The sequence below is a fragment of the Minwuia sp. genome, assembly GCF_048007105.1.
Lineage (GTDB): Bacteria > Pseudomonadota > Alphaproteobacteria > Minwuiales > Minwuiaceae > Minwuia.
The window spans coordinates 1,996,109-2,017,316 of the sequence record NZ_CP180352.1 but is presented as its reverse complement, the minus strand read 5'-3'; the positions used below and the strand labels follow the sequence as shown (position 1 = coordinate 2,017,316).

Annotated in this window: 19 protein-coding genes and 3 pseudogenes; 17 read left to right on the top strand and 5 right to left on the bottom strand. The window is 65.8% G+C overall.

The annotated features are described in order from the left end of the window. Positions 1-16 precede the first annotated feature (16 nt). The 5 genes and pseudogenes from ACMVY4_RS09755 to mscL all read left to right on the top strand — a co-directional run bounded on the left by ACMVY4_RS09755 (position 17) and on the right by mscL (position 5,731). On the top strand, positions 17-742 hold the full coding sequence (locus ACMVY4_RS09755; RefSeq protein ID WP_416899957.1) for a class I SAM-dependent methyltransferase: 726 nt from the start codon (positions 17-19) through the stop codon (positions 740-742). A 129-nt stretch (positions 743-871) separates the two neighbouring features. Beyond that, a pseudogene (uvrA, locus tag ACMVY4_RS09750) lies at positions 872-3,776 on the top strand (excinuclease ABC subunit UvrA). A 32-nt stretch (positions 3,777-3,808) separates the two neighbouring features. Then, positions 3,809-4,615: an SDR family NAD(P)-dependent oxidoreductase gene (locus ACMVY4_RS09745; RefSeq protein WP_416899956.1), complete on the top strand. Its 807-nt coding sequence runs from the start codon at positions 3,809-3,811 to the stop codon at positions 4,613-4,615. Positions 4,616-4,628: 13 nt separating this feature from the next. Next, positions 4,629-5,183 carry a carboxymuconolactone decarboxylase family protein gene (locus tag ACMVY4_RS09740; protein ID WP_416899955.1) on the top strand — a complete coding sequence of 185 codons (555 nt, stop codon included), beginning with the start codon at positions 4,629-4,631 and terminating at the stop codon, positions 5,181-5,183. Positions 5,184-5,314: 131 nt separating this feature from the next. Next, the gene (gene mscL / locus ACMVY4_RS09735; protein WP_416899954.1) at positions 5,315-5,731 is read left to right on the top strand and encodes a large conductance mechanosensitive channel protein MscL; all 417 of its coding nucleotides are present in this window, start codon (positions 5,315-5,317) and stop codon (positions 5,729-5,731) included. 11 nt (positions 5,732-5,742) lie between these two features. On the opposite strand, the gene ACMVY4_RS09730 is transcribed toward mscL, so the two are convergent. The 3 genes from ACMVY4_RS09730 to ACMVY4_RS09720 are packed head-to-tail and all read right to left on the bottom strand — an operon-like array spanning position 5,743 to position 7,397. Continuing rightward, positions 5,743-6,651: an NAD-dependent epimerase/dehydratase family protein gene (locus ACMVY4_RS09730; RefSeq protein WP_416899953.1), complete on the bottom strand. Its 909-nt coding sequence runs from the start codon at positions 6,649-6,651 to the stop codon at positions 5,743-5,745. 5 nt (positions 6,652-6,656) lie between these two features. Continuing rightward, positions 6,657-7,025, bottom strand: coding sequence for a response regulator (locus tag ACMVY4_RS09725; RefSeq protein ID WP_416899952.1), 369 nt, complete (start codon positions 7,023-7,025; stop codon positions 6,657-6,659). Between the two features lie 21 nt (positions 7,026-7,046). Continuing rightward, on the bottom strand, positions 7,047-7,397 hold the full coding sequence (locus ACMVY4_RS09720) for an Hpt domain-containing protein (protein ID WP_416899951.1): 351 nt from the start codon (positions 7,395-7,397) through the stop codon (positions 7,047-7,049). Between the two features lie 189 nt (positions 7,398-7,586). On the opposite strand from ACMVY4_RS09720, the gene ACMVY4_RS09715 reads away from it, so the two are divergent. The 3 genes from ACMVY4_RS09715 to ACMVY4_RS09705 all read left to right on the top strand — a co-directional run bounded on the left by ACMVY4_RS09715 (position 7,587) and on the right by ACMVY4_RS09705 (position 10,713). After that, on the top strand, positions 7,587-8,435 hold the full coding sequence (locus tag ACMVY4_RS09715; RefSeq protein WP_416899950.1) for an AAA family ATPase: 849 nt from the start codon (positions 7,587-7,589) through the stop codon (positions 8,433-8,435). Between the two features lie 108 nt (positions 8,436-8,543). Next, entirely contained in the window at positions 8,544-9,722 is a 1,179-nt protein-coding gene (locus ACMVY4_RS09710; protein WP_416899949.1) for a vWA domain-containing protein, read from the top strand. A 37-nt stretch (positions 9,723-9,759) separates the two neighbouring features. Beyond that, positions 9,760-10,713, top strand: coding sequence for an META domain-containing protein (locus tag ACMVY4_RS09705; protein ID WP_416899948.1), 954 nt, complete (start codon positions 9,760-9,762; stop codon positions 10,711-10,713). Here ACMVY4_RS09705 and ACMVY4_RS09700 read toward each other — a convergent pair. Further along, entirely contained in the window at positions 10,710-11,054 is a 345-nt protein-coding gene (locus tag ACMVY4_RS09700) for a gamma-glutamylcyclotransferase family protein (RefSeq protein ID WP_416899947.1), read from the bottom strand. The two genes, ACMVY4_RS09705 and ACMVY4_RS09700, sit on opposite strands and share 4 nt — an antisense overlap. A 156-nt stretch (positions 11,055-11,210) precedes the next feature. Between ACMVY4_RS09700 and acnA the strand changes: the two genes are divergently transcribed. After that, the gene (acnA, locus tag ACMVY4_RS09695) at positions 11,211-13,880 is read left to right on the top strand and encodes an aconitate hydratase AcnA (protein ID WP_416900292.1); all 2,670 of its coding nucleotides are present in this window, start codon (positions 11,211-11,213) and stop codon (positions 13,878-13,880) included. Positions 13,881-13,943: 63 nt separating this feature from the next. On the opposite strand, the gene ACMVY4_RS09690 is transcribed toward acnA, so the two are convergent. Further along, on the bottom strand, positions 13,944-14,120 hold the full coding sequence (locus tag ACMVY4_RS09690; protein ID WP_416899946.1) for a hypothetical protein: 177 nt from the start codon (positions 14,118-14,120) through the stop codon (positions 13,944-13,946). On the opposite strand from ACMVY4_RS09690, the pseudogene ACMVY4_RS09685 reads away from it, so the two are divergent. The 8 genes and pseudogenes from ACMVY4_RS09685 to rpsA all read left to right on the top strand — a co-directional run. Next, positions 14,104-14,187 (top strand): annotated as a pseudogene (locus ACMVY4_RS09685) (DUF1223 domain-containing protein); the annotation flags it as partial. The gene ACMVY4_RS09690 and the pseudogene ACMVY4_RS09685 overlap by 17 nt on opposite strands. Positions 14,188-14,224: 37 nt before the next feature. Then, positions 14,225-14,692, top strand: coding sequence for a DUF1223 domain-containing protein (locus tag ACMVY4_RS09680; protein ID WP_416899945.1), 468 nt, complete (start codon positions 14,225-14,227; stop codon positions 14,690-14,692). Positions 14,693-14,805: 113 nt separating this feature from the next. Beyond that, positions 14,806-16,284 (top strand): annotated as a pseudogene (locus ACMVY4_RS09675) (tetratricopeptide repeat protein); the annotation flags it as partial. An 85-nt stretch (positions 16,285-16,369) separates the two neighbouring features. Then, positions 16,370-16,582: a hypothetical protein gene (locus ACMVY4_RS09670; protein ID WP_416900291.1), complete on the top strand. Its 213-nt coding sequence runs from the start codon at positions 16,370-16,372 to the stop codon at positions 16,580-16,582. Next, entirely contained in the window at positions 16,566-17,465 is a 900-nt protein-coding gene (locus ACMVY4_RS09665; protein WP_416899944.1) for a 4-(cytidine 5'-diphospho)-2-C-methyl-D-erythritol kinase, read from the top strand. The genes ACMVY4_RS09670 and ACMVY4_RS09665 overlap by 17 nt, the downstream gene beginning before the upstream one ends. Then, complete coding sequence (locus ACMVY4_RS09660) at positions 17,462-18,712, top strand: MFS transporter (RefSeq protein ID WP_416899943.1); 1,251 nt, start codon at positions 17,462-17,464, stop codon at positions 18,710-18,712. The genes ACMVY4_RS09665 and ACMVY4_RS09660 overlap by 4 nt, the downstream gene beginning before the upstream one ends. Before the next feature lie 16 nt (positions 18,713-18,728). Continuing rightward, positions 18,729-19,382 carry a (d)CMP kinase gene (gene cmk, locus ACMVY4_RS09655; RefSeq protein ID WP_416899942.1) on the top strand — a complete coding sequence of 218 codons (654 nt, stop codon included), beginning with the start codon at positions 18,729-18,731 and terminating at the stop codon, positions 19,380-19,382. An 81-nt stretch (positions 19,383-19,463) separates the two neighbouring features. Beyond that, positions 19,464-21,194 carry a 30S ribosomal protein S1 gene (gene rpsA, locus ACMVY4_RS09650; RefSeq protein ID WP_416899941.1) on the top strand — a complete coding sequence of 577 codons (1,731 nt, stop codon included), beginning with the start codon at positions 19,464-19,466 and terminating at the stop codon, positions 21,192-21,194. The last annotated feature ends 14 nt before the right edge of the window (positions 21,195-21,208 follow it).

Below are 21,208 nucleotides of genomic sequence, written 5' to 3'. Positions count from 1 at the left end.
GCGTAAGCGCCCGGCCATGAGCATCTTCATGCGCAAGCTCCGGGGCCGCGCGCGCTTCATCAAGCGCGCCGTCTGGTACAGCCGCGGCCAGTACGACCGCGAATGCCCGATCTGCGGCTATTCCGGGCGCTTCCTGCCCTACAGCTGGCCGCCCCGGATCGACGCGATGTGCCCATCCTGCGAATCGGTCGAACGGCACCGGCTGATGGCGCTGGCGCTGAAGGAGCGCGGCGACCTGCTGAAGTCGGGCGACGACGTCATTCATTTCGCGCCGGAGCGCTGGCTGCGTCCGTTCCTGGCCAGCTACGGTCTCGGCAACTACCGCACCGCCGACATCCGGGAGGGCAAGGCGGACGAGGTGCTGAATATCGAGCAGATCGACATGCCCGACGGCTGCGTCGATGTCGCCATCGCCAGCCACGTGCTGGAGCATGTCGACGACGCCAGGGCCCTGCCGGAGCTGTTCCGCGTGCTGAAGCCCGGCGGGCGGTTCCTCTGCATGGTGCCGCTGATCGAGGGCTGGGACACCACCTTCGAGGATGAGAGCATCGCCTCGATGAAGGAGCGGAAGAAGCACTTCGAGGGCAAGCGCCACCTGCGCTATTTCGGCCGCGATCTGCGTGACCGCATGGCCGCTGCCGGTTTCGAGGTGGACGAATACACGGCCGAGGGCACAGACGTGGTCCGCTACGGCCTGATCCGCGGCGAAAAGCTGTTCATCGGGCGCAAGCCGGAGCTCTAGATTCATCCGCGACCGCACCCCGGAAAGCATGGGTGTTGAATGCGCGCACCCGCCATGCCGGGACTCGCAATCGATCCGCCTGCGCCCTAAGTTGTCGCTCTGTTCCCTTTGCCCGCAGGTCCTCCCTTCATGCAGAAATCGATCAGTGTCCGTGGCGCCCGCGAGCACAATCTGAAAGGCATCGACGTCGACATTCCGAGGGACCGGCTGGTGGTGATCACCGGCCTTTCGGGTTCGGGCAAGTCGTCGCTCGCCTTCGACACCATCTATGCCGAGGGCCAGCGCCGCTATGTCGAGAGCCTGTCGGCCTATGCGCGGCAGTTCCTGGAACTGATGCAGAAGCCCGACGTGGACCTGATCGAGGGGCTGAGCCCGGCCATCTCCATCGAGCAGAAGACGACGTCGAAGAACCCGCGCTCGACGGTGGGCACGGTCACCGAGATCCACGACTACATGCGCCTGCTCTGGGCCCGGGTCGGCATCCCCTACTCGCCGGCGACCGGCCTGCCCATCGAGAGCCAGACCGTCAGCCAGATGGTCGACCGGGTTCTGGAGATGGAGGAAGGCACGCGGCTTTACCTGCTGGCCCCCATCGTGCGCGGCCGCAAGGGCGAGTACCGCAAGGAATTCCGCGACCTGCGCAAGCAGGGCTTCCAGCGCGTGAAGGTCGACGGCGAACTCTACGAGATCGAGGACGTGCCCGAACTCGACAAGAAGCTGAAGCACGATATCGAGGTGGTGGTGGACCGGATCGTGGTCCGCGACGACATCGCCACAAGGCTGGCCGACAGCTTCGAGACTGCGCTGGGGCTGGCCGACGGGCTGGCCATCACCGAGAGCGCCGACGGCGGCGAACGGACCATGTTCTCGGCCAAGTTCGCCTGCCCGGTCAGCGGCTTCACCATCGAGGAAATCGAGCCGCGCCTCTTCAGCTTCAACAATCCCGTTCGGCGCCTGCCCGGCCTGCGACGGTCTGGGCACGGAGATGTATGTCGATGCGGACCTGGTCGTGCCGGACCACGATCTCTCGATCCGCGCCGGCGCCATCGCGCCCTGGTCGAAGACGACCTCGCCCTACTACCTGCAGACGCTGCAGTCGATCCTGCGCCACTTCAAGGAAAGCATGACCACACCGTGGCGCGATCTGGCCGAGCCGGTGCGGGATGCGATCCTCTACGGCTCGGGCGAGGAGGCCATCGAGTTCAGCTACGATGACGGGCTTCGCAGCTACAAGACGAAGAAGAGCTTCGAGGGCGTCGTCCGCAATCTGGAGCGGCGCTGGCGCGAGACCGACTCGTCGCGGATGCGCGAGGAGATCGAGACCTATCAGGCGCGCACCGACTGTTCGGCCTGCGGCGGCAACCGGCTGAAGCCGGAGGCGCTGGCGGTGAAGATCAACGGCCTGCATATCGGCGAAGCGTCGAAGTTCTCCATCCGTGACGCAGGCGCATGGTTCCTGGGTCTCGACGATGCGCTGACGGACAAGCAGAAGGAGATCGCGGGCCGGATCCTGAAGGAGATCAACGAACGTCTCGGCTTCCTCAACAATGTCGGGCTGGAATACCTGACGCTCAGCCGCAATTCCGGCACGCTTTCGGGCGGCGAAAGCCAGCGCATCCGGCTGGCCAGCCAGATCGGCTCCGGTTTGACCGGCGTGCTCTATGTGCTCGACGAGCCGTCCATCGGCCTGCACCAGCGCGACAATGGCCGCCTGCTGGAGACGCTGAAGAACCTGCGCGACCTCGGGAACACCGTCATCGTCGTCGAGCATGACGAGGAAGCCATCCTGACCGCCGACCACGTCATCGATATCGGTCCCAAGGCCGGGCTGCATGGCGGCGAACTGGTGGCCGAAGGCACGCCCGAACGCATCATGCAGACGCCGAAGTCCATCACCGGGCAGTACCTCTCCGGTATCGCCCAGGTGCCGGTGCCGCAGAAACGCCGCGACGGCCACAAGGGCCGATTTCTCCGGATTGTCGGGGCGAAGGGCAACAATCTGAACAACATCACCGCAACCCTGCCGCTGGGCGCCTTCGTCTGCATCACCGGCGTCTCCGGCTCGGGCAAGTCCACGCTGACCATCGAGACGCTCTACAAGGCGCTCGCCCGGCGCCTGCATCAGGCCAAGGCCGCGCCGGCGCCGCACGACCGGATCGACGGTCTGGAATGGCTGGACAAGATCATCGACATCGACCAGTCGCCCATCGGCCGCACGCCGCGGTCGAACCCGGCCACCTATACCGGCGCCTTCTCCCCGATCCGGGACTGGTTCACCGAACTGCCCGAGGCCAAGGCCCGCGGCTACAAGCCGGGCCGCTTCAGTTTCAACGTGAAGGGCGGGCGTTGCGAGGCCTGCCAGGGCGACGGGCTGATCAAGATCGAGATGCACTTCCTGCCCGACATCTACGTCCAGTGCGACGTCTGCAAGGGCAAGCGCTACAACCGCGAAACGCTGGAGATCAAGTTCAAGGACAAGTCGATCTCCGACGTGCTGGAGATGACCGTCGAGGAAGGGCTGGACTTCTTCAGGGCCGTCCCGTCCGTGCGCGAGAAGATGGAGACCCTGATGCGGGTCGGTCTCGGCTACATCAAGATCGGCCAGCAGGCGACGACGCTGTCGGGCGGCGAGGCGCAGCGCGTGAAGCTCGCCAAGGAACTGTCGAAGCGGGCCACGGGACGAACGCTCTACATCCTCGACGAACCCACCACCGGCCTGCATTTCGAAGATGTGCGGAAGCTGCTCGAAGTGCTGCATGAACTGGTCGACAGCGGCAACACGGTCGTGGTGATCGAGCACAATCTCGAGGTCATCAAGACCGCCGACTGGATCGTCGATATCGGCCCCGAAGGCGGCACCGGCGGCGGCGAGATCGTCGCATGCGGCACGCCCGAGGAAGTGGCGCAGGTCGGCGAAAGCTACACGGGGCAGTATCTTGCCGAGGTGCTGAAGCGGCGGGCTTCCAAGGCGCTGCCGGCGCCGGGAAAGAAGAAGGCGAAGGCGAGCGGACGCAAACGGAAGGACGCCGCCTGACACCAAGGCGTGCCTGGGGAGGAGACGCGGCTGTGACTGAAACCGAAAGCTTCGGACTGGAGCGCAAGGTCGCCCTGATCGCCGGCGGCGGCGCGGCGGGCGACGGCATCGGCAATGGCCGCGCGGCGGCAATGCTGCTGGCGCGTGCCGGTGCGAAGGTGATGGTCGCCGACCGCGATCCTGCCCTCGCCCTGCGCACGGTCGAGATGATCCGCGCCGAGGGCGGCATCGCCGAAGCCCATGCGTCCGACATCGCGCAGGAGGATCAGTGCCGGGATCTGGTGGCGGCGACGGTCGCCGCCTTCGGCCGGCTCGACTGCCTCGACAACAATGTCGGTATCGGCAGCCGCGGCAGCGTCGTCGAGATGAGCCAGTCCGACTGGCAGCGTGTCATGCGCATCAATGTCGAGACCATGATGCTGCTGTCCAAGCACGCCATTCCGGCGATGATGGAAAGCGGCGACGGCGGCGCGATCGTCAACGTCTCCTCGATCTCGGCGCTCCGGCCGCGCGGACTGACGGCCTATACGGCATCCAAGGGGGCGGTGATCGCCCTGACGCGCGCCATGGCAGTCGATCACGGGCCGGACGGCATCCGGGTCAACTGCGTCGCGCCCGGCCCGGTCTACACGCCGATGGTCTACCAGCGCGGCATGAGCGACGCCGCGCGGGCCGCGCGCTCGAAGGCGTCGGTGCTGGGCGTCGAGGGCACCGGATGGGATGTCGGCATGGCCGTCCGGTTCCTGCTCTCGGCGCAGTCGCGCTACGTCACCGGCCAGACGCTGGTGGTCGACGGCGGCGTGACGCTGCAGGGACCGGAACGGGATTCACAGGGCTGAGGGAGGAAAGCCGATGGCGCGGGTGACGTATTTGACGAAGGACGATCTGGACGAGGCCGACAAGCCGCTGCTGGAGCGCTCGGGTATCAATCTGTTCAAGGCACTGGCCAACAACCCCAGAGCCGCGAGGGCGTTCGCCCACCTGGGCAACCACATCCGCCACAAGAGCGATCTGGACGGCCGGATCCGGGAACTGGCGATACTCACCGTGGGTTACCTGGCCCGCTCGCCCTACGAATGGTCGCACCACATCAAGATCGGCTATGACTTCGGTGTCAGTGATGCCGATATCGCGGGCCTCATCGCCGAAGCCGAGGGACGGGACAGCGACCTCGACGCCCTGGCCAGACTGGCCTGCCGGGCCGCACGGGAGATGACCTTGGCCGGCGCGGTCTCGGACGCCACCTTCAAGGCCCTGGAAGATCATCTGGGCCACGACCTGATCATCGAACTCGTGCTGGCCATTGCCACCTACAACGCGGTCGTCAGAATCCTGGGCAGCCTGCAGATCGACGTCGAGGACAGTTACATGTCCTATCTGGACAAGTACCCCCTTCCGGAGAACTGACCTCCGAGAAAATCCCGCTTCTCCAGCAATCGCGCCGGCGCAACACTTGCTGTTGCGCTCGAAGCGTCGGGGTATCGGCTGCTGTCCGAACCCCGCGTCCGGGTGCTTCAAAACCTGGAGATAAACAGAAAATGTTGAGGGAATTCAAGGAATTCGCCATGCGCGGCAATGTCGTCGACATGGCGGTTGGCATCATCATCGGCGCGGCGTTCGGAAAGATCGTCTCGTCCATGGTCAACGACGTGGTCATGCCGGTCGTCGGCATGTTCACGGGCGGCGTCGACTTCACCGAGTACTACATCAACCTGTCGGGCGGTGAGTACGCCAGCCTGGCGGCGGCGAAGGAGGCCGGCGCGGCGACCGTCAATGTCGGCGTCTTCATCAACACGGTGATAGACTTCGTCATCGTCGCCTTCGTCATCTTCATCCTGATCAAGCAGATGAACCGGCTGGAGCGGAAGAAGATCGAGGAGCCGGCCAAGGCCCCGCCGCCGCCGCGCCAGGAACTGCTGCTTGAGGAAATCCGCGACCTGCTGAAGACCCGCTAGATCTCCGACATCTAGCCGAGAGTCAGCTTGAGCCCGTCCCTGAAGGCCATCTCCGCCGGCACGCCGAAGGCGGCGGTGGCCTTCGACGGGTTGCCGATCGAGGTGCGGATGTCGCCGGCGCGGGCTTCGGCATGGGTGATGCCGGCCTTCGTGCCGCAGATCTCGGCGACCGTGTGCGCGAGCTCCAGCACGGAGGTCTGCTTGCCGGTGCAGACATTGTAGACATCGCCCCTGCCGCCGCCGGCATCCATCGCCGCGATCAGATGGCGGACGACATCGCCGACATAGACGAAGTCGCGAACCTGCCCGCCATCGCCGAAGATGGTGATCCCCTGTCCCGCGCGGATGCGGTCGGTGAAGATGGCGATGACGCCGGAATAGGGCGACTTCGGATCCTGACGCGGCCCGAACACGTTGAAGAAGCGGAAGCCGGTGTTGGGCACGCCATGGACGCCGTGCGCGACCCGGCCGTGTAGCTCGCAGCCCAGCTTGTCGGCGCCATAGGCCGACAGCGGCTTCGTCTCGGCATCCTCGGTGAGCGGCACGTTCGGGTTGTCCCCATAGACTGCGGCGGACGACGCATAGACGACGGGCTTCCGCCCTGCCTTCTTCGCGGCATCGAAGACGTTGATCGTGCCGGTCAGGTTCACCTTGTGGCTGTCGGCCCATTCCTCGGTGCATTTCTGCACGGAGGCGACGGCGGCAAGATGGAAACAGCCGTCCTTGCCTTCCATCAACCGCTCCATCAGATCGGCGTCCCGGATGTCGCCGACCACGATCTCGGCTTCGGCCGGCGGGTTGTCGCGGTTGCCGGTCGAGAGGTCGTCGACGATGGTGACGGCGTCGCCGCGCGCCACCAGCGCATCGGACAGATGGGAGCCGATGAAGCCGCATCCCCCGGTGACCAGCCAGTGCGCCATGCCCCTCAGCCCTCCAGGATCTTGCGAACCGAAGCGATGAATTCGTCGACCTGGATCGGTTTCGGCAGGTAGGCGTCGGCGCCCGCCGCCTTGATCTTTGCCTGATCGCCGGCCATCGCCATGGTCGTCACCACGATGATCGGGACGTCCTTCAGCGACGGGTCCTTCTTCATGGTCTGCACCAGGTCGAGGCCGGACACCCCGGGCAGCATGATGTCCATGATGATCAGGTCCGGCTCTTCCTCGTGCGCCAGTTCCATCGCCTCATGACCGTCATCGGCCGTGATCACGTCGCAGCCGAGCGTCTGCAGCGCAGAGGCATAGACCTCCTGCACCAGCATGTTGTCCTCGACGATCAGGATGCGCTTGTCCATCGGGTCTCGCTTTCGGACGTCTTAGGGAATGTTCGGGCATTCGGCCCGGATCGCGGCCTCGGTCTCCGGCGCCATGGCGACGATCTCGCGGGCGAATTCCAGGGCCTTGTCCTCCTCGCCATCCTTGACGGCGAACTCGCAGGCGCTGGCCTTGTCCCGGATCGCGCCGAGACCGACCGACCCCGACGAGGAGGTCAGATCGTGGGCCTGCTGGCGGACCACGCCCATGTCGCGCGCGTCGATGCCGGACTGCAGGACGGCGACCTTCTCTTTCATCTGGGCCAGATACTTCGTCAGAAGCATCTCGACCATCTGGTCGCCCAGGGCCTGTTTCAGGGCCCCGAAGGACGCCTGATCGAACTGGTCGGCCATCCCCTCCTCCCGAATCGGATGTCGCATGGTTGCGGCGGAAGCTACAGCAACTCGTCTGCCATGGCGAGTACCGCGCCCCGGACATGGCTCGGTCGCCGGGCCTCAGGCTTGATCGTACCCGCCGGTAGCCCTAGTTTGCCGGTCGCACGCCGACAGGCACCTTTCGAAAAAGGCGGACGGGGAGAAAACATGCGCTTCGAAGGCACCAGCACCTATGTCGCGACCGACGATCTGATGGTCGCGGTCAACGCCGCAGCTACCCTTGAGCGTCCGCTGCTGATCAAGGGCGAGCCCGGCACGGGCAAGACCGTTCTGGCGCACGAGGTCGCGAAGGCCTTCGACACCCAGCTGATCGAGTGGCACATCAAGTCGACCACCAAGGCGCAGCAGGGCCTCTACGAATACGACGCCGTCAGCCGCCTGCGCGACTCGCAGCTTGGCGACGAGCGGGTCAACGACATCCGCAACTACATCAAGCGCGGCAAGCTCTGGGACGCCTTCACCGTCGAGAAGCGCCCGGTCCTGCTGATCGACGAGGTCGACAAGGCCGACATCGAGTTCCCGAACGACCTGCTGCTGGAACTCGACCGCATGCAGTTCCACGTCTACGAGACCGGCGAGACCGTGGTCGCGAAGCAGCGTCCGCTGATCATCATCACCTCGAACAACGAGAAGGAACTGCCGGACGCCTTCCTGCGCCGCTGCTTCTTCCACTACATCCGCTTCCCCGACGACGACACCATGCGGGAGATCGTCGAGGTGCACTATCCGGGTATCCAGCGCGAACTGGTTTCGGAGGCGATGCGCATCTTCTACGAGATCCGCGACGTGCCGGGCCTGAAGAAGAAGCCGTCGACGTCGGAACTGCTGGACTGGCTGAAGCTGCTGATGGCCGAGGATCTGCCGGCGGAGACGCTGAAGTCGCGCGATCCGAAGAAGCTGATTCCGCCGCTGCACGGCGCCCTGCTGAAAAACGAGCAGGATGTGCACCTGTTCGAGCGGCTCGCGTTCCTGGCGAAACGGGAACAGAATAAGTAGGCCTGTCCTGTATCCCTCGGGCGTGACCCGAGGGTGTGTGCACGGGACCGGCCGCTTCGACACAGGCCCTCGGGTCAGGCCCGGGGGCGGCAGAGCTGGGAGGCACGTTTGTTCATCAACTTCTTCCTCGAGCTGAGGAACAACAAGGTTCCCGCCACGCTGCGCGAGTACCTGACCCTGCTCGAAGCGCTGCAGAAGCACGTCACCGCCTACAAGGTGGAGGAGTTCTACTATCTCGCCCGCGCCACGCTGGTGAAGGACGAGAAGAACATCGACAAGTTCGACCAGGTCTTCGGCAAATGCTTCAACGGCCTGGAGTTCATGTCGGAGGAAGAGACCCACGACATCCCCGAGGAGTGGCTGCAGAAGCTCGCGGAGAAGGTGCTGACGCCCGAGGAGATGGCCGAGATCGAGGCCATGGGCGGCTTCGAGAAGCTGATGGAAGAGCTGAAGAAGCGCCTTGAGGAGCAGAAGGGCCGCCACCAGGGCGGCAACAAGTGGATCGGCACCGCCGGCACCTCGCCCTTCGGCGCCCATGGCTACAACCCCGAAGGCGTGCGCATCGGCCAGAAGGAGAGCCGCCACCGCCGCGCGGTGAAGGTCTGGGACAAGCGCGAATTCAAGAACCTCGACGACGAGCTCGAGCTCGGCACCCGCAACATCAAGGTCGCGCTCCGGCGCCTGCGCCGCTTCGCCCGCGAGGGCGCGGACATGGAACTGGACCTGCCGGACACCATCAAGTCCACCGCCGACAATGCCGGTTATCTCGACATCAAGATGGTCCCGGAACGCCGCAACACGGTGAAGGTTCTGCTGCTGCTCGACATCGGCGGGTCGATGGACGACCACATCCGGACGCTGGAAGAGCTGTTCTCGGCCGCGAAGACCGAGTTCAAGCACATGGAATACTACTACTTCCACAACTGCCTCTACGAGAAGCTGTGGAAGGACAACCGCCGCCGCCACACCGAGTATGTGGACAGCTGGCAGGTGCTCCACACCTTCCCGTCGGACTACAAGCTGATCTTCGTCGGCGACGCCACCATGAGTCCCTACGAGATCGTCTATCCGGGCGGCTCCGTGGAGCACTGGAACGAGGAATCCGGCGAGACCTGGATGCGGCGCTTCCTGAACGTCTACCAGAAGTCGATCTGGCTGAACCCGGTACCGCAGAAATACTGGGACTACACGCCGTCGATCAAGCTGGTCCAGGAAATGATGGGCAACCGCATGCACCCGCTGACCCTCGAGGGCCTCGAGGCGGGCATGAAGGAACTGTCGAAGTAGGCCGCCCGGCCGCACCGGCTGCAACGGAGCCGGACAGATGCGCAGCGTAATCCCGATTCTCTGCGGCCTTGTTCTGTACGCATGGCCGGCCACTGCCGCCGAAACCGGCAAGGCGACCGCCGAGTTCGCTTGCGGGCCGCATCACGTCGTGCTGACGCTCCGGCATGGCTATCCGTCTCTCACCCTCTCCGGCCGCAAGCGGCAGATCGAGCGGCAGCCCGCGGCGTCGGGCGTGCGCTACCGCAGCGTCGACGGTGGCGCGGCGGTCCGGTTCTGGGAGAAGGGACCGGAGGCGCTGCTGGAGATCGGCGGCGCGGAGCCGGTCGCCTGCACCCGGATCGAGCCCGGCGAGGCGGCGATGCTGCCCTTCAAGGCCCGCGGGAACGAGCCGCCCTGGCTGCTGGGGATCAGCGCTTCGGGCGTCACCCTGCTGCTCGACTACGGCCAGACCACGGTCGAGGCCATCAAACCGCCGGCAATCGAGGGGGATGACGGTCTGGCCTACTCCACCGAGGCTGAGGGCCGTCCGCTGAATATCCGCATTTCGGGCGACATCTGTCATGACAGCATGGCCGGCACGCCCTTCCCGAAGACGGTCGAAGTGGCCTTCGGCGACCGCACGCTGCGCGGCTGCGGCGGCGAGATCTGGGAGCTGCTGAACGAAAGCCACTGGATCGTCTCCACGCTGAACGGCCATGCGGTCCCGGGCGATCGTCCGCCGACCCTGACCTTCGGGGCCGAGGGGAAGCTGACCGGCCTGGGCGGCTGCAACAGCTTCTTCACCATCGCGACGACCGACGGCCCGCGCTTCCTGACTGGCCCTGTCGCCGCCACCAAGCGCGCCTGTCCGACGGCGCTGATGGCGGTCGAGGACGCGTTTCTGGGCATTCTGGACGGCGCAGAGAGCTTCGACCTCCGCGACGGCGGCGGCAAGCTGGTGATCCGGGACCGCGCAGGCTCCGAGCTGGTTGCCCACCGCGGCAAGCGCTAGGGACGGCCGGCCGCCGGGTTCAACAGATACACCCATGCGGACCGGTCGCTGTCCGCCAGACGCACAACCTCGCGGATGTAGGGCCCGGCCAGCGGATCCGCCGGGTCGTAATCCTCCCAGTCGTCGAAGACCGCCAGCGCCCTGTCGCTGATGAGGCGGTACAGGTCGGCCTCGACCAGGCCGTCCCCTCCCGGCACCAGCGCGGGGTACTGCCCCGGCCAGACGATGCGCCCGCGCAACCGGCAGGCGCCGGCATACTCGGCCAGCCCGTCCTTCGCCGGGGCTTCCCGGTCACCGGCGTCCCTGCGCAGGGAACCGTAGAAGGCAATCAGGTCCGTCATCGACGCAACACCCCATTCCCGGACGGTTTGTCCGCTTGTCGTGATCACGGCAACTGCTACAAATGCGGCGATACGAATTCAATGCGGGAAACACCGGACAGCGACATGGGGTCGGGGGGTCCGTGATTTTGCGCTCGCGCGACATGGAAGGAGAAGATCTTGGGTCAGGACACGCTTAAGACGCGCCGCAGCCTGGAAGCCGGCGGCCATTCCTACGACTACTACAGCCTGAAGGCCGCAGAGGCCGAACTGGGCGATCTCTCGCGCCTGCCGAAGTCGCTGAAGGTGCTGATGGAGAACCTGCTGCGCTACGAGGACGGGCGCACGGTCACCGTCGAAGACGTGAAGGCTGCCGCAGCCTGGCTGAACGACCGCGCCTCCGACCGCGAGATCGCCTACCGCCCGGCGCGCGTGCTGATGCAGGACTTCACCGGCGTGCCCGCCGTGGTCGATCTGGCCGCCATGCGCGCGGCCATCGAATCGATGGGCGGCGACCCGAAGAAGATCAATCCGCTGAGCCCGGTCGATCTGGTCATCGACCACTCGGTCATGGTCGACGCCTTCGGCGACGGCACCGCCTTCCAGACCAATGTCGATCTGGAATACGCCCGCAACAAGGAGCGCTACGAATTCCTGCGCTGGGGCTCCACCGCGTTCGACAACTTCCGCGTCGTGCCGCCGGGAACCGGCATCTGCCACCAGGTGAACCTGGAATACCTGGCCAAGGTGGTCTGGACGAAGGAAGAAGACGGCAAGACCATCGCCTATCCGGACACGCTGGTTGGCACGGACAGCCACACCACCATGGTCAACGGCTTGGCGGTGCTGGGCTGGGGCGTCGGCGGAATCGAGGCCGAGGCGGCCATGCTGGGCCAGCCGATCTCCATGCTGATCCCGGAAGTCGTCGGCTTCAAGCTGACCGGAAAGCTGAAGGAAGGCACCACGGCGACCGACCTGGTGCTGACCGTCACCCAGATGCTGCGCAAGAAGGGCGTGGTCGGCAAGTTCGTCGAGTTCTTCGGCGACGGCGTCCGGCAGATGAGCCTGGCCGACCGCGCCACCATCGCCAACATGGCGCCCGAATACGGCGCGACCTGCGGCTTCTTCCCGGTCGACGACGAGACCCTCGCCTACATGCGCTCCTCTGCGCGCTCGGAGGCGCAGATCGCGCTGACCGAGGCCTATGCCAAGGAGCAGGGCCTGTGGCTGGACGACATCGACCCGGTCTTCACCGACACGCTCGAGCTCGACATCTCGACCGTCGAGCCGTCGCTGGCCGGTCCGAAGCGCCCGCAGGACCGCGTGCCGCTGTCCGAAGCCGCCGGCGCCTTCGACAAGGCCCTGACCGAGGTCTTCAAGGTGACCGACAAGTCGGCCAGCGCCCACGTCAAGGAGATCGACGCCGATGTCGGCCATGGCGACGTGGTCATCGCCGCCATCACCTCGTGCACCAACACCTCGAACCCCGGCGTGATGCTGGGCGCGGGTCTGGTGGCGCGAAACGCGGCGGCGAAGGGCCTGACCGTGAAGCCCTGGGTGAAGACCTCGCTGGCGCCGGGCAGCCAGGTGGTGTCGGACTATCTGGACGCCGCCGGCCTGACCGACGACCTGAACAAGCTGGGCTTCAACCTGGTCGGCTATGGCTGCACCACCTGCATCGGCAACTCCGGCCCGCTGCCGGAGCCGATCGCCAACGCGATCACCGAGAAGGATCTGGTCGCCTGCTCCGTGCTGTCGGGCAACCGCAACTTCGAAGGCCGCGTGAACCCGCATGTGCAGGCGAACTACCTCGCCTCGCCGATGCTGGTCGTCGCCTACGCCATTGCCGGCTCGATGAAGATCAACATCCTGGAAGACGCGATCGGCCAGGATCAGGACGGCAATGACGTGTTCCTGAAGGACATCTGGCCGTCCAATCAGGAAGTCGTCGACACGGTGCGCGAATGCGTCCGCGCCGACATGTTCGAGAAGCGCTACGGCAACGTCTTCGACGGCGACGAGAACTGGAAGAAGATCGACGTCACCGGCGGCCTGACCTACGCGTGGGACTCGACCTCGACCTACGTCCAGCACCCGCCCTATTTCGAGGGCATGAAGGCAGAGCCGGGCGAGCTCAGCGATGTCTCGGACGCCCGCGTTCTGGCGCTGATGGGCGACTCGGTCACGACCGACCACATCTCGCCCGCCGGTTCCTTCAAGGAAGAGCACCCGGCCGGCAAGTACCTGTCCGGTCATCAGGTGCCGCCGCGTGAGTTCAACTCCTACGGCTCGCGGCGCGGCAATCACGAGGTGATGATGCGCGGCACCTTCGCCAACATCCGCATCCGCAACGAGATGGCGCCGGGCACGGAAGGCGGTTTCACCAAGCATCAGCCGTCGGGCGACGACATGACCATCTACGACGCCGCCATGCGCTACCAGGAAGAAGGCACCCCGCTGGTCGTCATCGCCGGCAAGGAATACGGCACCGGCTCGTCGCGCGACTGGGCGGCCAAGGGCACCAGCCTGCTGGGCGTGAAGGCGGTGATCGCCGAGAGCTTCGAGCGTATCCACCGTTCCAATCTGGTGTTTATGGGCGTGCTGCCGCTGGTCTTCAAGGACGGCCAGAACCGCAAGTCCCTCAACCTGGACGGCACGGAGACGATCTCGCTCAGCGGCATCTCCGATGGCATCAGGCCGCGCCAGGACGTGTCCTGCACCATCACCCGCGCGGATGGCAGCAGCGAGACGATCAGCCTGCTCTGCCGTATCGATACCGCCGACGAAGTCGACTACTACAAGCACGGCGGCATCCTGCACTACGTGCTGCGGCGTCTGGCGGCCTGAGCGGTTAACATCCGGTTTCGGGCGGGTCACCCCCATGTGACTCGCCCGGAGCCTACCGCCGATCTAGGTTCGGCCCATGCTGAAGACGACGACATGGATGGCCGCCTTCGCGGCGGCGGCGCTCTGGCTGTCCCAGCCTGCAGCGGCCGGCGACAAGCCGCTGACGGTCGTCGAACTGTTCACCAGCCAGGGCTGCAATTCCTGTCCGCCGGCCGACCGGCTGATGGGCGATCTGGTCAAGCGTGACGACGTTCTCGGCCTCAGCTTCCACGTCGACTACTGGGACTATATCGGCTGGCGCGACACCTTCGCGATGCCCGAGTCCTCGACGCGCCAGCGCAGCTATGTCGGCCAGCGCCGGCGGTCGCTACGCCTACACGCCCCAGATTGTCGTGGGCGGTCAGGATCAGGTCGTCGGCAGCCGCAAGGCCGCCGTCGAACACGCGATCAGCGCACGGCAGACAGATCCGATGGTCGAGATCGAGCTCAAGCCCATGGGCAAAGGCCATTTCCACGTTGTGCTGGCGCCGCGCAAGCTGAAGGAAACCGCCTGGGTCTGGGTCGTCATGTTCGACAACCGCCACGATGTCGACATCAAGCGCGGCGAGAACTCCGGCAAGACGCTTTCCTACTTCAATGTCGTCCGCCATATCGAGCGGATTGCCGTGTGGGATGGCGAAGCGCCGCTGACGGTGCCGGTCGACGTCAACAACGCCTGGGACAACGGGCGCGACGGCTGCGCGGTCATCGTTCAGGCCGGCGGCTACGGCCCGATCCTCGGCGCTGCCCGGCTCGTCAGATCCGGCAGTTGACCGCAGCCGTCTCCGGTCACACCAAGTCGCGAATCCGCGCCGACAGTCACAACTTCGCCCGTTAACCAAGTTTTCCGGTTGCAGGGCGCGCCGGCACACTGAAAATAGGCCTCATGATCATACCCAGCGCGATTTCCTGCAGGGTGCCCCTTGGTGTCGTTTTGGGCAGCGCCCTCCTTGTTTCCGCCGGCACAGCGCTGGCGGATGATGCTCCTCAGCCGACCCGGATCGCAGCGATCGAGAGCGAGACCAAATCGCCCGCATCGCCGCTGGCCCGCGTCTCCGGCGAAGGCATAGGCGCCTTTCTTGCCGGCCGTCAGGCCCGCAAGGACGGCGATACGTCCGCCGCGTCGTCCTACTACGCCCGGGCGCTGGCCGCCGATCCCGGCAATGACTGGCTCGCCCACCGTTCCTTCCTGCTGGATGTCAGCGACGGCCGCATCGAGCGCGCCCTGCCGCTGGCCGAACGGGTGCTGAAGACGAACAAGGCGGCGCCGGTGGCCAATCTGGTCAAGGTCGTCGACCACATGAAGAACGCGCGCTACGGCAAGGCCGATGCGCTTGTGGAAAAGGCCGACCGCCGCGGGACCATGCAGCTGCTCGGACCGCTGGTGAAGGCCTGGGCCGCCTTCGGCGCGGGCGATATCGAGCTGGCGCTGGCGCGGCTCGAACCGCTGGAGGGGAAGCGCTCCTTCGCGCCGTTCCTGATCTATCACAAGGCCATGATCCAGGCCGCGTCCGGCGATCCGGCGGCGGCCATCGAGACCTTCGACTCCCTGCCCGACAACATGTCGCTGGATCTGCGGTCCCGGCTGATCTACGCGGCGCTGCTGGGCCGCCGTGACGGTCCGGGTGCCGTGGACGCCTATCTGAAGGGTCTGGCCGCCCGCTACGGCGAGGATCCTGTTCTCCGGGCCTATCTGAATCACGGACGTCCCATCGAAAGCGCCTTTCCGGTGAGTTCCGCACAGGACGGCGTCGCCGAAGCGTTCTATGGCGCGGCTTCCGCACTCTCCAGCGAGTCGGCCAGCGACGTTTCCCTCATCTACCTGCGGCTGGCGCTGTACATCCGCCCCGGTCTGGATGTCGGCCACGCGCTGCTCGGCGACATGCTCGAGGAAAGCGGCCATATGGAAGAGGCGATGGATGCCTTCAAGGCAATCGCCGCGGATTCGCCCTATCACTGGTCCGCCCGCATCCGCATCGCCTGGGTGCTGGACAGCCTCGGCCAGACCGAGGAGGCCGAACGCATCCTGCGCCAGATGGCCGAGGAGCGGCCGGACAACCTGACCACGCTGGCGACGCTGGCGGACATGATGCGCGGCCACAAGCGCTTCCGGGAAGCGGCCGAAGTCTATCGTGAGACGGTGGCCCGGATCGAGACGCCTGGGCCGCGCCACTGGTCGATCTTCTACGCCTACGGCATCGCCCTGGAGCGGTCCCTGCGCTGGGACGAGGCCGAAGCGAACCTGAAAAAGGCCCTGGAACTCAGCCCGGACCAGCCGCTGGTCATGAACTATCTCGGCTATTCCTGGGCCGATCAGGGCGTGAAGCTGGAAGAGGCCGTGGCCATGATCGAAAAGGCCGTGGACCTTCGGCCAGGCCGACGGCTACGTCGTCGACAGCCTTGGCTGGGCCTATTTCCAGAAGGGCGACTTCGACACCGCGGTCAAGCATCTGGAACGCGCCGCCAGCCTGCGCCCGCAGGATTCGACGATCAACGATCACCTGGGCGATGCCTACTGGCATGTCGGCCGCCGCCGCGAGAGCTGCTTCCAGTGGCGCCACGCGCTGCAGCTCGATCCCGACCCCGACCTGATCCCCGCGATCCGGGCCAAGCTGGCCGATGGTCTGGGTAACGCGAAGGAATTCGGTGGCTGCCGTTTCTGAGGATCTGCAGGTCCAGAGCTTCGACGCCCCGGCCAAGATCAACCTTTTCCTGCACGTCGTCGGACGCCGCGACGACGGTTACCACCTTCTGGAAAGCCTTGTCGCCTTTGCCAGCATCGGCGACCGGATCACGGTATCGCCGTCCGGGACCGCCGGCGTCAACCTGACTGTCGCCGGCCGCTTCGCCGGGCTGATCGACGGACCGGCCGGTGAAAATCTCGTGCTACGTGCTGCAGAAGCGTTGCGGGCGCGTGGCGGCGACCGCCTCGGCGCCTCGATCCGGCTGGACAAGAACCTGCCCGTCGCGGCCGGCATCGGCGGCGGATCCGCCGACGCGGCAGCGACGCTGCTGGCGCTGAACCGGTTCTGGAACCTCGGCCTGTCCCAGGAAGAACTGGCCGCAATCGGCCTCGGGCTCGGCGCCGACGTGCCTGCCTGTCTGCAGCGCTCGGCCATCCTGATGCGGGGCATCGGCGAGCAGATATCCCCGGCCGCGGTACCGGCGGGTCTGGGCGTCATCCTGATCAACCCCATGAAGCCGCTGCCGACCCCTGCGGTCTTCGCCGACTTCCGGAACGGCGAGCCCTTCGCCGATCTCGGACGGCAGGACTGGACGGCCGCAGGCAACCGGGAGCTCTGGCTCGATCGGCTGCGGGCCACCGGCAACAGTCTCGAACCTCCGGCGCGGCGCCTGTTGCCCGCGATCGGGAAAATCGTCGAAACGCTTCAGGACGTGGAAGGCTGCCGGATCGCCCGCATGTCGGGGTCCGGCGCGACCTGTTTCGGCCTGTTCGACGACTGGCAGACGGCGGCACGGCGCGCCGACAATATCGCCTCCGCACACCCGGACTGGTGGGTGGCGCCGGGCCGGCTGCTGACGTGACCACGTCCAGATGGCGGACACTGGCGCCGATCCTGATCTCGGCCGCGGTGCTGCTGGCCGGAAACGGCATGCTGGTCACCATGATTGCACTCAGGGGGCCGGCCGAGGGCTTTGACGGCACCTGGATCGGCATCTTCGGCGCGGCCTACTATCTCGGCTTTCTGCTGGCGTCGTGGCTGTCGATCCACCTGATCCGCCAGGCCGGCCACATCCGGGTCTTCGCCGGGCTGGCCGCAGCCGCTGCTGCAACCACCCTCGGGATGCTGCTCTGGATCGAGGCGGAAGTCTGGACCGCAGCCCGCTTCGTCCAGGGACTCGCCTTCTCGGGCATCTCGACCGTGATCGAGAGCTGGCTCAACGGGCTGATCGAGAACCGCAACCGCGGCCGCATCCTGAGCATGTACCGGGTCGTCGATCTGGGCGCGGTCACCGGCGGGCAGTTCCTGTTGCCGGTCGTCGGCATCGAGGACTTCCACATCTTCGTCGTCTGCGCGATCTTCTTCTGCGTGGCCCTGATGCCGGTGACGCTGTCCAATCATTCCAGTCCCAGCGTACCGGATTCCGTGCGCTTCGACCTGAAAGCCGTCTGGCGAATGTCGCCCGTCGCCTGCGCCGGCTGCGTTGCCGTAGGCATGGCCAATGGCGCTTTCCGCACCCTGAGTCCGACCTACGCGACCGCGGCGGGGCTTGATGTGGCCGAAGTCGCCACGTTTCTGTCGCTGTTCATCGCCGCCGGTGCGGTCAGCCAGTTTCCGATCGGCTGGCTGTCGGACCGGTTCGACCGCCGAACGATCATCATGGGCGTGACCGTCGGCGCATCGGCAGCGAGCCTGTTCATCGTCATCGCCGCAGGCATGAGTCCGATGACGATCTTCATCGGCTCGGCCCTGTTCGGCGGCTTCGCCCTGCCGCTCTATTCGCTCTCCTCGGCGCATGCCAACGATCACTGCCCGCCCGGACGCTTCGTGACCCTGGCGGCCGGGCTGCTGCTCTGTTTCGCGGCAGGCGCGTTCATCGGGTCTCCGGTCGCAGCGGTGATGATGGACCAGTTCGGCCCGCCGGCGCTGTTCTGGTTCATCTGCGGGGTCCACGCCCTGTTCCTGGGCTTCGTCATCTACCGCCGCAGCCGCCGGCCTTCGGTGCCCCGCGAACGCCAGAGCGCCTTCGTCAGCCTGCTCAGGACGTCGCCGGCCATGTTTGCCTTGACGCAGCATGGCGAGGGCAAGCATCAGGACGACATAGACTGAGCCCCGGGGAGGCCGCATGAAGAACGTGATTGCCGTCGACGGCCCGACAGCTTCGGGCAAGGGGACGCTGGCGCGGCGGCTTGCGGCGCATTTCGGCTACGACTGGCTGGATACGGGGGCGCTCTACCGCGCGACAGCCCTGGGGCTGCGCCGTGAGGGCATCACCGGTCCGGACGAGGCGACAGCTGTCCGCGCCGCTGAAGGCATCGAGCCGGACGATCTTTCGGACCCGGCGCTGCGCGAAGAGGCCACCGGCAATCTGGCGTCGACGGTCGCGGCGATCCAGCCGGTGCGCGACGCCCTGTTCCGCTATCAGCGCGACTTCGCGGCGAACCCGCCGGGCGGCCGGGGTGCGGTTCTGGACGGCCGCGACATCGGCACGGTCATCTGTCCGGACGCGCCAGCGAAGTTGTTCGTCACCGCATCCGACGAGGTGCGCGCCGGCCGCCGTTTCCGCGAGTTGACGGACAAGGGCGTGACCGTGAAATACGAAGATGTCCTTGAAGACTTGCGAAATCGAGACGCGCGGGACCAGAAACGAAGCAACGCGCCATTGTCAAAAGCCGACGATGCGGTGTTGATCGATACTACGGAATTGGATATAGAGGCCGCGTTTTCCGCCTGCCTGAAGGCGTGTCTGTCCCGATTGGACGGGAAGAACGCTGGCTGACGGAAAGGCTCCACGGTGCCGACGATCCGACGGGACGCGGCAAATTCAGACCGGGAGCCGCTGAAAGGAGAAAACTCTCGCATGAGCGATGTATCGATCGGAGCTGATTCCCAGCTCCCGACCAAGGAGGATTTTGCCGCCCTCCTGGACGAGACCTACGGCTCCGAAGACAATCTGGAAGGTTCCGTCGTCAAGGGAACCGTCCTTTCCGTCGAGCATGACTTCGTTGTCGTCGACGTCGGCCTGAAGACCGAAGGCCGCATTCCGATGCGGGAGTTCGGCGGCAATTCCGCCGAGATCAAGACCGGCGACGCCGTCGAGGTCTATCTCGAGCGGATCGAGAACGGCCAGCACGAGGCCGTCATCAGCCGCGAGAAGGCCCGCCGCGAAGAGGCCTGGGCCAAGCTGGAGAAGTCCTACGCCGCCAACGAGCGCGTCGAGGGCCAGATCATCGGACGCGTGAAGGGCGGCTTCACCGTCGACCTTTCGGGCGCCGTGGCCTTCCTGCCGGGCAGCCAGGTCGACATCCGGCCGATCCGCGACGTCGGACCGCTGATGAACACCCCGCAGCCGTTCCAGATCCTGAAGATGGACCGCCGCCGCGGGAACATCGTCGTCAGCCGCCGTGCGGTTCTGGAAGAGACCCGCGCCGAGGCGCGCCAGGAGCTGATCCAGCGCCTGGAAGAGGGCATGGTCACCGATGGCGTGGTCAAGAACATCACCGATTACGGTGCGTTCGTCGACCTGGGCGGCATCGACGGCCTGCTGCATGTCACCGACATGTCCTGGCGCCGCGTGAACCATCCTTCGGAAGTCCTGAACATCGGCGAGACCGTCAAGGTCCAGGTGATCAAGATCAATAAGGAAACCCAGCGCATAAGTCTTGGCATGAAGCAGCTGCAGGCCGACCCGTGGGACGGCGTGGCGCTGAAGTACCCGGTGGGCGCACGCCTGGCCGGCCGCGTCACCAACATCACTGACTACGGCGCGTTCGTCGAGCTGGAGGCCGGTGTCGAGGGTCTGATCCACGTTTCCGAGATGTCGTGGACCAAGAAGAACGTGCATCCGGGCAAGATCGTCTCGACCAGCCAGGAAGTCACCGTTCAGGTGCTGGAGGTCGATCCCGACAAGCGCCGCATCAGCCTGGGCCTGAAGCAGACCATGGACAATCCGTGGGACAGCTTCGCGGACCAGCACCCGGTCGGCTCCACCGTCGAGGGCGAGGTCAAGAACAAGACCGAATTCGGTCTGTTCGTTGGCCTGGACGGCGAAATCGACGGCATGGTCCACATGTCCGACCTCAGCTGGGAGATGTCCAGCGAGCAGGCCATGGACCAGTACAACAAGGGCGACATGGTGCAGGCGATCGTTCTCGATGTGGACACCGAGAAGGAACGCATCAGCCTGGGTATCAAGCAGCTGGAGAACGACCCGTTCGCCGGCGCCAAGTCGCTGAAGCGCGGCAACACGGTGACCTGCTCGGTCACCCGCGTGCTGGATGCCGGCCTGGAGGTCGAGACCTCCGACGGTCTGGCGGGCTTCATCCGCAAGGGCGACCTGAGCCGCGACCGTTCCGAGCAGCGGCCTGACCGCTTCGCCGTGGGCGACAAGATCGACGCCAACGTCATCAGCGTCGATAACAAGACCCGCAAGGTGAACCTGTCGGTCAAGGCGCTGGAAGTGGCCGAGGAGAAGGAAGCCGTGGCCAACTACGGTTCCTCCGACTCGGGTGCCAGCCTCGGCGACATCCTGGGCGCCGCCCTGAAGGCCCGCATGGAGGCCAACGAGGGCGACGACGAGGACGACAAGTAAGACCCGCGCCCCGG